A 12,453-nucleotide genomic window follows, 5' to 3' on the forward strand; every position below is an offset into this window, starting at 1 on the left:
CATTAATTATATTTCACCGTATTTTATTGGTGATAAATAGATAGGGTAAATAAGAAAATAATCACGTTATGACGCCGGCAGTTCCAAATAATGGAACTGCCGCGGCGAGCTATCGCCTGGCGTTATTTCCGCCACGCGGCAGGGAATATTCAGGGAAACCAAGCATGAAATCAAATAATCCGCTAAAAGAGGCCGGCACGCTGTTGGTCATGGCGCTGCTTTCGGTGGTGGGAGCGATCATCGGCGTTCAGCTGATCACCACGCTGGGCGTGACGCCCAACACCTCGATCATCGGTGCGCTGATCGCCATGCTGTTGGCACGTATTCCGCTGCAAATGTTCCAACGCTACCGCTCGGTGCACACCCAGAACCTGGCGCAGACGGTGATCTCCTCCGCCACCTTCGGCGCGGCCAATTGCCTGCTGATGCCGATTGCGGTGCCTTACGTGATGGGGCAACCGCAGCTTATTTTACCGATGTTCTGCGGCGTGGCGGCGGCGATGCTGCTCGACGCCTATCTGCTTTATCGCCTGTTCGATACCAAAGTGTTCCCCGCCGCCAATGCCTGGCCGCCCGGCGTCGCCGCCGCGGAGGCGATTAAAGCCGGCGATCGCGGCGGCAAGCAGGCCTGGCTTTTGGTGGTGGGCGTAGGGGTGGGCATCGCCGGATCAATGCTCAAGATCCCCATGGCGGCCTTCGGCACCGCTTTTATCGGCAATATCTGGGCGCTGAGCATGTTCGGCGTCGGGCTATTGCTGCGGGCCTACGCCGAGCCGGTAGCCGGTTTTGATATCAACGCCCATTTTATTCCGCACGGCGTGATGGTCGGCGCCGGCCTGGTGGCGCTGATCCAGGTTGCGCAGGTGATCCGTAGCCGCCGCGCCGATAGCGCCGGTTATACCCAGCCGGACAGTGCGGTAAGCAAAGCGCTCGGCCTGGGCGCAGTCGGCTACATCGCCATCGCCGCGTTTTTGGCTCTGGTCGGCGGGCTGTTTAGCGAGATGTCGCTGCCGATGTTGGCGCTGTTCGTGATTTACGCGGCGTTCGCCGCTTTCGTTCATGAGCTGATCGTCGGTATCGCCGCCATGCACTCCGGCTGGTTTCCGGCGTTCGCGGTGGCGTTGATCACCCTGATCGTCGGTATCCTGATCGGTTTCCCACCGCTGGCGCTGTGCATCCTGACCGGTTTTACCGCCGCCACCGGGCCGGCTTTCGCCGACATGGGCTTTGATTTGAAAGCCGGCTTCATCCTGCGCGGCTACGGCGAGGATCTGCGGCAGGAGCTGCTGGGGCGCCGCATTCAGCTGTTTGCGGCGCTGATCGCCTTCCTCATCGCCATTCCGGTGGTTTACCTCTCTTATCACAGCTATTTCCTGCAGGACCTGATCCCGCCGGTCGCGCGCGTTTACGCGAAGACCATCGAAGCCGGTGCGCAGCCGGGTATCGCCTGGAGCCTTTTGGTCTGGGCGATCCCCGGCGCCGTGGTACAGCTGATCGGCGGCCCTAAGCGCCAGCTCGGCGTGCTGCTGGCGACCGGCCTGCTGATCAACAACGCCTTGGCCGGGTGGGCGGTGCTGGTGGGCATCGCGCTGCGCGTAGCGATCCTGCGCCGTTGGGGCGATCGCGGCCGCACGCCGATGGAGATCATGGCGGCCGGGTTTATCGCCGGCGACGCGCTCTACAACTTCTTCAGCTCGATTTTTTCCAGCAAGGGCAAATAGCCCCTGCCGATGACATTGGTGAGGTAAAACGACCATGAGTTTGCAACAAACGCTGCAGGTTTTTGAATTGATGGATAGCGCATTCGTCAGCGGTCAGGACGTCGTCGATCTGTTTGCGCCTTACCCGGCGATCCGAGCCAGCACCTTGCGTGCCGACGGGCCGAAGGGCGGCACCGATTTCGTGCGCATCGAGATCCCCGGTAGCGCAGGCAAATTCGCTGGCGGTGTGGCGTCGACGCTGGGCATTATCGGCCGCCTGGGCGGCATCGGCGCGCGGCCGACGCGTATCGGGCTGGTGTCCGACGGCGACGGCGCGATCGCTGCCATTGCCGCCGCGCTGAAGCTGGCGGAGATGCAGCGTAAGGGCGATACGCTGCCGGGCGATGTGATCGTCACCACCCATATTTGCCCGAACGCGCCGACCCGGCCGCACGATCCGGTCGATTTTATGGATTCGCCGATCGATGACGTGACGATGAACGATAATGAAGTGGTGCCGGAGGCGGACGCCATCTTGTCGATCGATACCACCAAAGGCAACCGCATCATCAATCACAAAGGCTATGCGCTGTCGCCGACGGTGAAAGAGGGCTACATCCTGCGGGTGGCGGAAGATCTGCTGCGCATCATGGAGATGACCAGCGGTCGCCCGGCGGTGACCTTCCCGATCACCACGCAGGACATCACCCCTTACGGCAACGGCGTGCATCACCTCAACAGCATCCTGCAGCCCTCGACCGCTACTGCGGCGCCGGTGGTCGGCGTGGCGATTTGCAGCGAATCGGTGGTGCCGGGCTGCGGCACCGGCGCCAGCCACGAAACGGACATCGCGCTGGCGGCCAAATTCGCGGTGGAAGTTGCCAAAGAATTCGGCCGCGGCACCTGCCGGTTCTACGATGCCGCCGAATACGGCCAGCTGCTGGCGCTGTACGGCAGCCTGAGCCACCTGCAAAAAAGGAGATAGATCCATGACGGCTTCATTCGCCACGCTGACCCTCGGTCAGGCGCCGCGCAGCGATATCATGCCGCTGCTGTCTGCTTATCTGCCGGCGGAGCGGGTGAGGCACGTCGGTTTGCTGGACGGCCTGGATGCCGGGCAGATCGCCGAGCGCTATGCGCCGCAACAGGGCGATAAGCTGCTGGTGTCGCGCCTGTTGGACGGCACGCAGGTGACGCTCGGTGCCGCTCGCGTCGAAAGCGGGTTGCAGCAGAAGATCCGCGAGCTGGAGGCGGCGGGGTGCCAGGTGATCCTGTTGCTGTGTACCGGCGAATTCGGCCGCTTGCAGGCGGAACAGGCGCTGTTGCTGGAGCCGGATCGCATTATTCCGCCGTTGATCTCCGCGATCGTCGGCGCACACCGCGTCGGCATCGTGGTGCCGATGGCGGAACAGGTTGGGCAGCAGGCGGGTAAATGGCGGCAGCTGGCGACGCCGCCGAGCTATGCCGTCGCCAGCCCCTATCTGGCAGATGAGGCCGCGCTGGAGCAGGCGGCTTGCGCACTGCTGCGGCAGGGAGCAGAGGTGGTGGTGCTCGATTGCATCGGTTATCACCAGCGCCATCGCGCCTTTTTGCAGGCGCGTCTGTCGGTGCCGGTGCTGCTGTCGAACGTACTGGTCGCCAAGCTGGCCGCAGAGTTAATCGACTGATTCAAATAGCGATAAGTCACCGCTCGACGCGGCCTCAGGCGCTTTGCGCCCAGGGATCGCCCAGGGCTTCAGCAGCCCTGGCTACCGGTGAGAGGCCCGGCAGCGTTTTCCTCTGCGCCGCGATCGCATTTCGCGCGAAAAACCAGTGACAGATCAACCGCAATCCCCCAATATGGATTTTCCATCAAGATGATTACGCGGGTGCCAGTCTATGCTGAAAGTGAATGAGTATTTTGCCGGAAAAGTGAAGTCTATCGGTTTTGACAGTAGCAGCATCGGTCTTACCAGCGTGGGCGTGATGGAAGAGGGGGAATACACCTTCTCCACCGCGCAACCGGAAGAAATGACGGTGATCACCGGGGCGCTGAAAGTGCTGCTGCCGGGGGCGCCGGACTGGCAGGTGTTTACGCCGGGCGAGAAGTTCTTCGTGCCGGGGCACAGCGAGTTCAACCTGCAGGTGGCCGATGCGACCGCCTATCTGTGCCGCTACCTGAGCAAATAAATTTTGTTCGTTAGGGGAACGCAGGGCTCAGCGGATGCTGGGCCCTGGTCGTTTCTGCGGCGGGATTAACGCTGGGCTTCGCCGCCGAGCGCTTCGATGGTGTTTTTGATCAACGCCGCCAGCTCGCTGGTCATCAGGATAAAGTCGGCGTCAAAGCGCTGAGCGAAGTCATCGCGATCGATATCGTCGTTCTGCTCGCGCAGCGTGTCGGCGAACTTCAGGCGCTTGAGCGAGCCGTCGTCCGACAGCATCAGCTGAATGCGCTCCTGCCAGTCCACCGCCAGTTTGGTCACCAGCTTGCCGGCTTCGATATGCACCGCGATTTCGTCGCTGATCAGATTCTGTTTCTTGCAGCGGATCACGCCGCCTTCTTCCAGAATCGCTTTCAGCTCTGCTTCATCCTGAATGGCGAAGCCGGCCGGCATCTCGCCGGAACGCACCCATTCGGTCAGCGTCAGTTCGATCGGGCTTTCCATGGTCAGCGGCACCACCGGCAGCGAGCCGAGGCTCTTGCGCAGCAGCGCCAGCGTATCTTCGGCGCGTTTGGCGCTGGCGGCATCGACCATGATCAGATCGTTGACGGTGTCTATCCACATGAAGGTCTGATTGAAGCGGCTGAACGCGCGCGGCAGCAGGCTGTGCAGCACTTCGTCCTTCAGCGCGTCTTTCTCGGTTTTCTTCAGTTTGCGGTGTTGTTCCGCCTCCAGGCGCTCAATCTTGGCCTGCAGCTCTTGCTTGATGACCGGCGACGGCAGGATTTTCTCTTCCTTGCGCGCGCAGATGACGATCTGGCCGTTGACCGCGTGCGTCAGCGCATCGCTGTGCGAGCCCATCGGGGAGACCCAGCCGGTCTTCGCCATGTCCTGGCTGCCGCACGGCGTGAAGGCGAACGCGCTGAGTTGTTTTTCCATTTCATCCGCGTTTAACGCCACTTCGCGGCTCAAACGGTAAACCATCAAATTCTTAAACCACAGCATAATGTTATCCCTGGCTGGGCGTGCGTTCGGCACGCTGATTCGTCAAAAGCAGGGCGGCATGATAACGAATTGACGCTGAAAAATCGCCCCATTCTCTCCGAATTGCGTCGCCGTACGCAGCGGAAAAGGCCTGGCCGGGGAGAGGGAAACAGGTGATTCATCCGCGCGCTTACATTAGGCTGTGGCAACGCTGCGCTGCATCGAGGAGAAAAAAACGTGCGCATTGGCATCGATTTGGGCGGGACAAAAATTGAAGTGATTGCGTTGGCGGACGACGGGCGGGAGTTGTTTCGCCATCGTATCGCCACGCCGCGCCATGATTACGGGCAAACCCTGGCGGCGATCGCCGGGCTGGTGAAACTGGCGGAAGATCATACCGGCGAACAGGGATCGGTCGGGATCGGCATTCCCGGCACGCTGTCGCCGTTTACCGGGCGGGTGAAAAACGCCAACTCGGTATGGCTCAACGGCCAACCGTTGGACAAGGATCTGTCGGCGCTGTTGGCGCGCGAGGTGCGTATCGCCAACGACGCCAACTGCCTGGCGGTGTCGGAAGCTACCGACGGCGCAGGCGCCGGCGCGCAAACCGTGTTTGCGGTCATTATCGGCACCGGCTGCGGCGCCGGCGTGGCGCTGAACGGCCAGGCGCATTCCGGCGGCAACGGCATCGCCGGCGAATGGGGCCACAATCCGCTGCCGTGGCAGGATGACGATGAGCTGCGTTACGCCCGCGAAGTGCCGTGCTACTGCGGCAAGCCGGGCTGCATCGAAACCTTTATTTCCGGCACCGGTTTCGCCACCGACTATGCGCGCCTGAGCGGCAACGCGCTGCAAGGGCACGAGATCATGGCGCTGAGCGAGCGGGGCGATGCGCTGGCGGAGCAGGCGATCGTTCGCTACGAAATGCGGCTGGCGAAAGCGTTGGCGCACGTGATCAACATTCTGGATCCGGACGTGGTGGTGCTCGGCGGCGGCATGAGCAACGTGGATCGCCTGTACCGCACGGTGCCTGAAAGGGTGAAAGGTTGGGTATTTGGCGGCGAGTGTGAAACGCCGATCCGCAAGGCGGTGCACGGCGACTCCAGCGGCGTACGCGGTGCGGCCTGGCTGTGGCCGCAACAGCAGCGCTAAGCGTTGCAACAAAGCGCGAGACTGCTCGCGCTTTAAACGACTCCCTGTACAAAAACTGGACGGCGCTTTATGCTTTAGCTAACTTAGCTAAGGAGGACGCGTATGGCAATTCAGGCCAATATGCACGAAGCCAAATCCAATCTGAGCCAGCTGGCGGACAGAGCCGCGGAGGGAGAAACCGTGATTATTGCAAAAGCAGGGAAGCCGTACGTACAGCTGGTCGCCATCCAGGGCGAAGCGCGCCGCCCCGGTGCCGCCAAGGGCAAGTTCACCGTGCCGGCGGATTTCAACGCGGGGGATGCGGCCATTGCGGCGCTGTTTGAGGGCGATGAATGAAGCGTCTGCTGCTGGATACCCACACATTGCTGTGGTGGCTGATTGATGACGCCTGCTTGGGCGCGAACGCCAAAAGGCAGATCGCCGATCCGGGCAATGCGGTGTACGTCAGCGCGGCCAGCATTTGGGAGATCTCGATCAAACAGGCGCTGGGCAAGCTGGCGCTGCCGGAAGACATCTTTGCGATCATCGAGGCCGAAGATTTTCTGGCGCTGCCGATGGACGCCTTTCACTGCCAACAGGCCGGGCAACTGCCGCCCTATCATCAGGATCCTTTCGATCGCATGCTGATCGCACAGGCGCAGGCCGAAGGGCTGACGCTGATCTCCGCCGACGCGGTGTTTCCGCAGTACGGCGTGCGGGTGGCGGACGCCCGCCGTTAAGCCGGTTTTTCCTCGCTTTCGCTGCGCACTCGTTCGATATGAATGGTCAGGAACATCATCTCTTCCGTGGTGAGCTGATGCTGATAGTGCTTTTCGATGTGGCGGTTGATCTTGCCGGCGCAGGCGAATGACTCACGGTATTTCTCTTTCACCACCTGATACAGTGAGTCGTCGTCGCTGTCGACGTAGTTTTTCCCCAGCAGGCGCTGGGCGAAGAATTTCAAATGGGTGACGAAACGGTGGTAGCTCAGGGCTTCCTCGTTGTAATCAAAGCGGAAGTGGTATTTGACCAGGTTGAGGATCTCTTGCATCACGCGGGTGATGTGCAGCGTATTGTGCATCTCGTCGTTAAGCTGGGCGTTGACCAGGTGCAGGGCGATAAATCCGGCTTCGTCTTCCGGCAACGCGGTATCCAGCCGTTGGGCGATCAGGGCCAGCGCCTCCAGGCCGACGGCGAACTCGGCCGGATAGAGCTTTTTAATCTCCCACAGCAACGCATTTTTGATATCCAACCCTTCCGCATGGCGCTGCAGGGCGAAGTGGATATGATCGGTCAGCGTGATGTAGACGATGTTGTGCAACTTGCCCGGCAGCCGTTCGCGGGCGAGGGTAATAATCCTGTCGGCGGTGGTGACGCAGGCTAGCGGGATCTCGGAGAGCAGCTCTTTATAGCGCTCGGCGATTTCGCCGCCGTTATGGGTGAACACCTTTTCGATCAGGCTTTCGTCCAGCGTGTCGCCGGGCTTCTTTTTAAAGCCGATTCCTTTTCCCATTACCACCGTCTCTTCCTGACGGTCGTCCAGCGTAATCACCACGTTATTATTGAGTATTTTAGCGATTTTCATGGTCTTTCCCGGTGTTTCAGCATCCTGAAAACGAAAAAACCTGACGCCCGGAAGCGATCCCGGGCGTCAGGTTTTGCCTGTATTTTATGTTTCTGTCCTGCGGCCTGAGCGGCGGAGGGGATACAGTAACAATCCTGTTATGCCTGCATAATAACCCGTGCTCGCCGCGGCTCAACGCTTTTCACCGCGGAGTGCCGCCGCGGTCACACTTCTGTGCCGCGCACGGCGGGATCATTCCAGCCTGAAGTGCGCCTCCAGCCGGCTGACGCCGAGCCCGTTGACCTTTTTCACTTTGATCTGCACCGGAATGCGCTCTTTCATCGCCTCGACGTGGCTGATCACGCCAATGGTTTTACCGGAAGCATTCAGGCTGTCCAGCGCGTCCAGCGCGGTATCGAGGGTTTCGGCGTCCAGCGTGCCGAAGCCTTCGTCGAGGAACAGCGAGTCGATGCTGGTTTTGTGGCTGACCAGATCGGACAACGCCAGCGCCAGCGCCAGGCTGACCAGGAAGCTCTCGCCGCCGGACAGGGTACGGGTATCGCGCAGCGCGTCGGCCTGCCAGGTGTCCACCACCTGCAGCTCCAGCGCGTCGCTGGTTTTGCGCTGCAGCAGGTAGCGCCCGTGCAGCCGGCCGAGCTGAAGGTTGGCCAGATAAACCAGATGATCGAGCGTCAGCCCCTGCGCGAAGCGGCGGAACTTGTCGCCTTCTTTCGAGCCGATCAGCTGGTTGAGGTAGCTCCAGTCGTCGTAGTCTTGCTGGCTGCGGGCGATTTGCTCGAACAGCGCCTGTTGATTGAGACGGCGGGCGGCGTCGCTTTCCAGCTGGTTGCGCAGCTCGCCCTGGCTCAGCTGCAGTGCCTTCAACTGCTGTGCCAGCTCGGCCAGCGATTGGGTGAGCGCGTCGAGATCCGCGTTGGCCTCATCCGTCCCTTCCGGGCGGTTCTGCCGATGCTGCTCCAGCGTTTGCGTTGCCTGAGCCAGCAGGGCCGCAGCCTCTACCTGCCGCTGCTGCAGCTGCTCTTTGCGCTGCTGCAATTCGCGGCGCAGGGCGTCGTCCAGCAGCGCGGCGGCGAAGGCAGTTTCATCGGCGAATTCGCTGTCGGCCAGCGCCTGCTGCCATTGCTGCTCCGCCTGCTGCAGCCGTTCCTGCATTTGGGTGTGCTGTTGTTGCAACCCGGCCTGCTGGCCGGCCAGGCGCTCGCGCAGTTCCTGCGCCTTTTGCCACTGCTCGGCGGCCTGCAAGCTGGCCTGTTCACAGGCGGTTTGTTTGGCGCGCAGCTGTTCCCGCACCTCGGCGACTCGCTGTTCGCCGAACAGCGCCAGCCGCTGCGCGCGCCGCTCGGCGAGGGTCTTCTCGCCTTCCTGCCAGCGTTGAAGCAGGTCTTGCTGCTGTTGTAGGCTGTCGGCGTGGGTTTTCTGCAGCAGCGTAAAGCGCTCTTCGAGCAGCGCCAGCTGTTGCTGCGCCTGCTGCTGCTGCGTTTGCAGAGCGGCGAGCGCGTCTTTTGCCTGTTGTACCGCCTGCGCCGCCTGTTCATGCTGCTGCAGCGCGTGCTGCCCGCGCCGCTCTTCGTCGTCGCAGCCGCTCAGCCAGGCGCTGAGTTGCTCGCCCTCCGCCAGGGTAAAGTCGAATGCCAGCGGCGCGCTGAGCTGCTGCCATTGCTGCTGTTGGGCAGCCAGCTGCTGCTCATCCTGCGCGATAGCCTGCTGCTGGCGTTGCTGCTGCTCTTGCAGGCCTTCACAGCGGGTGCGCAGCTCGGTGCCCTGGGTTTGCAGTTTCTCGGCGAGGGTGCGCATCTCAACCAAGCGTTGTTCCGTCGCCGAAGGCTGCACCGCCTGATATTGCTCCACCGCCGGATGGCTGGTGGAGCCGCACAGCGGGCAGGGTGCGCCGCTCTGCAACAGGGCGCGCTCCGCTTCCAGGCTGACGATGCGTTTTTCCAGCTCGTGGATCCGCTCCACTTCCTGCAGCTGCGCCTTGTGCTGTTTGAATTGCTGACGCGCGTTCTCCAGCTGGTGTTGCAGCCCGGCGAGCTGCGTTTGCCGCTCGGCGTGCTCCGCCTGTTGCCGGGCCAGACGCTCGCGGGTCTGACGGTAAAGGGAAGCGAGCGTGAATAACTGCTGGCGCGTCGGGCGCAGATCCGTCAGGGCGCTCAGGCGCTGGCGCAGCGGGGCCAGCGGGGTTTGCGCCTCCAGCGCCTGCTGCCGTTGCCGTTGAGCGGCCAGCGCTTCGGTCAGCGCGTTCAGCTGCCGCTGATGCTGTGCGGCCTGCGCCGTCAGCTGGCTGCGCTGGGCGGTGAGCTGCTCCAGTGCGGTCTGCTGCTGGGCGCACTGCTGCGTGGCGGCATCGCCGGCCTGTCGCCGCTCGGCCTGCGTCGACTGCAGTTGGGCGATCTGATGGTCGAGCGGGGCGACCTGGTCATCGATCAGCTGTTGCTGCTGCCGCATATGCTCGGCATGGGCTTGCTGCGCCAGACGGGCCTTTTCCACCGCCTGCTGCAGCGGCGCCAGCTGCGCCGAGTGTTGCTCCTGTTGCTGCGTCAGCTGGGCTGCCTGCTGTTGTATCGTCTGCAGCTCGGCGCGGCAGCGATCGCGTTCGCCGCGCAGCGGCCGCAATTTCTCGGCCGGTTCGCTCAGCGCCAGCCGCTGCAGCTGCGGGGCGGCCTCGGCCTGCTCGCGCTGGGCGGTTTCCAGCCGCCGTTGCCCCTCGTTTTGCTGTTGCTGGAGGCGCTGCCATTGCTGTAGCCAGCTCAGCGCCTGTTGCTGTTGCTGGGTTTGCTTGCCGAGAGCGCTTTCCTGCGCGCTCAGCGCCGTCAGCCGTTCAGTCAGGGAGTGGCGCTGTTCATCGTTCAGCAGCTCGATGCCGCTGGCGCGCTGGTGCAATGCATCCAGGTCGGTTTTGGCCTGCTTGTGGGATTCGAATACCTGTTCGGACAGCCGCCCGTAGATTTCGGTGCCGGTCAGCTCTTCCAACAGCTCGGCGCGATCGTTGGCGTCGGCGTTGAGGAACGCGGCGAACTGCCCCTGAGACAGCATCATCGATTTGGTGAAGCGGCCGAAGTCCAGCCCGGTGATGGCGGCGGTGATCTCCAGCTTATCGCGCACTTTATCTGCCAGGATCTTGCCGTCCTCGCGCCGCGCCAGTTCGACCTTCGGCGCCTGCAGATTGCCGTCCGGCGCGTTTTTGGCGCGGCGCTGGCTCCAGAAGGCGCGATAGCCGACGCCCTTGACCTCGAATTCGACCTCCGCCAGCGATTCGGCGGTGTGGCGGGTCATCAGTTCATTCTGGCTCGGCGTGACGTTGAGACGCGGCGTCTGGTGGTACAGCGCCAGGCAGATGGCGTCCAGCAGGGTGGTTTTGCCCGCGCCGGTCGGGCCGGTAATGGCGAACAGGCCGTTGCTGGCGAACGGCTCGGCGGTGAAGTCAATTTTCCACTCGCCCTGCAGCGAGTTGAGGTTTTTTAACCGCAGGCTGAGGATCTTCATGGGTGGGTCTCCTCAGGATTGTGCTGCACCGCATCGACCACCTGACGGAACAGTTGATGCATCCGCCGTTGGCGCGCTTCGGGCATGTCGGCCTCCTGCGCCAGGCGCCGTTCGAACACCTCGTTGACGCTCAGCTCGTTCAGCGTTTCCTTGTCCTGCTGCGCGATCGCCTGGCGGCGTTGCTCCTTGCTGCGCCGCAGCAGCACCACTTCCACCGGCAGTTCATCCGCCATCAGCTGGATACGGCGCTGGATATCGCTGAGGTAGTCCTGCGTCGCCACTTCGATATCCAGCCACACCGGCAGCTCGCCGGCATAGTCGGAAAATTGCTGCAGCTGCCGTTCGATCTCGGCCAGATCGCCTTTGATCAGCTGCATGGGCTGGAACTGCGGGATCGTTAACGCTTCTACCTGCTGCAGGGCACCGTCGGTGAAATCCACCAGGAAGACGCTTTTGGCTTTGCCCAGTTCATCGAAGCTGAGCGGAATCGGTGAGCCGCTATAGCGAATATGTTCCGACTTGGCGACGTTCTGCGCGCGGTGAATGTGGCCCAGCGCGATGTAATCGGCAGGGGGGAAGGCCTGCGCCGGGAAGGCGTCCAGGGTGCCGATATAGATGTCGCGCACCGAGTCGGAGGTGGTGACGCCGACGGTGGTCAGGTGGCCGGTGGCGACGATCGGCAGCGGCAGGCCCAACTGCTCGCGGCGTTCGCAGGCCGCCTGATACAGCGTCTGGTAATGTTCGGCAATGGCTTCCTGCAGCGCCTGCTGTTTCTGCGCGCCGGATTCGCCGGCGCGGCTGGTGAGCAGATCGCGCGGCCGCAGAAAAGGAATGGCGCACAGCACGGCGCCCGGCTGGCCGTCGCGCCGGTTAAGCACCACGATCTGCTGCTCAAGGGAGCCCTGCGCACTCGCGATCACCGTGGTGTTCAGGCAAGAGAGCAGTTCCCGCGATTCGTTCAGCGTCGCTACCGAGTCGTGGTTGCCGCCCAACACCACCAGTTGGCAGCCGGTGCGCTGCAGTTCCACCACGAAGCGGTTGTACAGCTCGCGGGCGTAGCTGGGCGGCGAGCCGGTATCGAACAGGTCCCCGGCGACGATCAGCGCATCCACCTGCTGCTGCTCGATCTGTTCGATCAGCCAGTTCAGAAAAGCCTGGTGCTCGGCGGCGCGGCTTTTGGTGAAAAAGTACTGGCCAAGATGCCAGTCAGAGGTGTGGATCAGGCGCATGACACTCCCGGATGCAAAGGTAATGGCGATGATTATAAAGGCCGCGGCGGCGCCTGTCCCGGCGCAATGGCGACGACTACGGAATGATTTTTCTTTGCACCGGGAAATAATCGCTATGCTTACTGCCTATAACAGCCGCTTTTTTTCATAAAAGTGTCACAAAACTGACGCATAATGGCGCCCGCAAAGTCGCTAACACA

At 62.2% G+C, this 12,453-nt stretch carries 11 protein-coding genes; 7 read left to right on the forward strand and 4 right to left on the reverse strand.

Annotated features, from left to right (window positions below):
* Positions 1-164 precede the first annotated feature (164 nt).
* The 4 genes from AWX27_RS14680 to ppnP all read left to right on the forward strand — a co-directional run bounded on the left by AWX27_RS14680 (position 165) and on the right by ppnP (position 3,869).
* The gene (locus tag AWX27_RS14680) at positions 165-1,721 is read left to right on the forward strand and encodes an OPT/YSL family transporter (RefSeq protein ID WP_060423307.1); all 1,557 of its coding nucleotides are present in this window, start codon (positions 165-167) and stop codon (positions 1,719-1,721) included.
* Between the two features lie 34 nt (positions 1,722-1,755).
* Positions 1,756-2,685: a DUF1177 domain-containing protein gene (locus tag AWX27_RS14685; protein WP_060423310.1), complete on the forward strand. Its 930-nt coding sequence runs from the start codon at positions 1,756-1,758 to the stop codon at positions 2,683-2,685.
* 4 nt (positions 2,686-2,689) lie between these two features.
* A complete protein-coding gene (locus AWX27_RS14690; RefSeq protein ID WP_060423313.1) occupies positions 2,690-3,367 on the forward strand; it encodes an AroM family protein in 678 nt (225 codons plus the stop codon).
* Between the two features lie 211 nt (positions 3,368-3,578).
* A complete protein-coding gene (ppnP, locus tag AWX27_RS14695) occupies positions 3,579-3,869 on the forward strand; it encodes a pyrimidine/purine nucleoside phosphorylase (protein WP_004940463.1) in 291 nt (96 codons plus the stop codon).
* 65 nt (positions 3,870-3,934) lie between these two features.
* On the opposite strand, the gene rdgC is transcribed toward ppnP, so the two are convergent.
* Positions 3,935-4,846, reverse strand: coding sequence for a recombination-associated protein RdgC (gene rdgC, locus AWX27_RS14700; protein ID WP_004940461.1), 912 nt, complete (start codon positions 4,844-4,846; stop codon positions 3,935-3,937).
* A gap of 216 nt (positions 4,847-5,062) precedes the next feature.
* Between rdgC and mak the strand changes: the two genes are divergently transcribed.
* From mak to AWX27_RS14715, 3 genes are all read left to right on the forward strand, one after another.
* Entirely contained in the window at positions 5,063-5,977 is a 915-nt protein-coding gene (mak, locus tag AWX27_RS14705) for a fructokinase (RefSeq protein ID WP_049199829.1), read from the forward strand.
* A 102-nt stretch (positions 5,978-6,079) separates the two neighbouring features.
* Positions 6,080-6,313: a type II toxin-antitoxin system Phd/YefM family antitoxin gene (locus AWX27_RS14710; RefSeq protein ID WP_049199831.1), complete on the forward strand. Its 234-nt coding sequence runs from the start codon at positions 6,080-6,082 to the stop codon at positions 6,311-6,313.
* Positions 6,310-6,696 (forward strand): type II toxin-antitoxin system VapC family toxin, encoded by a 387-nt coding sequence (locus AWX27_RS14715; RefSeq protein WP_038873221.1) that lies wholly within the window; start codon positions 6,310-6,312, stop codon positions 6,694-6,696. The genes AWX27_RS14710 and AWX27_RS14715 overlap by 4 nt, the downstream gene beginning before the upstream one ends.
* Here AWX27_RS14715 and licT read toward each other — a convergent pair.
* The 3 genes from licT to sbcD form a co-directional block, all read right to left on the reverse strand.
* Complete coding sequence (gene licT / locus AWX27_RS14720; RefSeq protein ID WP_049270780.1) at positions 6,693-7,541, reverse strand: BglG family transcription antiterminator LicT; 849 nt, start codon at positions 7,539-7,541, stop codon at positions 6,693-6,695. The genes AWX27_RS14715 and licT overlap by 4 nt on opposite strands.
* A gap of 231 nt (positions 7,542-7,772) precedes the next feature.
* The gene (gene sbcC / locus AWX27_RS14725; protein WP_060423317.1) at positions 7,773-11,024 is read right to left on the reverse strand and encodes an exonuclease subunit SbcC; all 3,252 of its coding nucleotides are present in this window, start codon (positions 11,022-11,024) and stop codon (positions 7,773-7,775) included.
* Positions 11,021-12,253, reverse strand: a complete 1,233-nt coding sequence (gene sbcD, locus AWX27_RS14730) for an exonuclease subunit SbcD (protein ID WP_060423322.1) — start codon at positions 12,251-12,253, stop codon at positions 11,021-11,023. Before sbcD ends, sbcC begins: the two co-directional genes overlap by 4 nt.
* Positions 12,254-12,453: the final 200 nt, after the last annotated feature.

Source organism: Serratia sp. 2880STDY5682894, from assembly GCF_001537385.1.
In the GTDB taxonomy this organism is placed as follows: domain Bacteria; phylum Pseudomonadota; class Gammaproteobacteria; order Enterobacterales; family Enterobacteriaceae; genus Serratia; species Serratia nevei.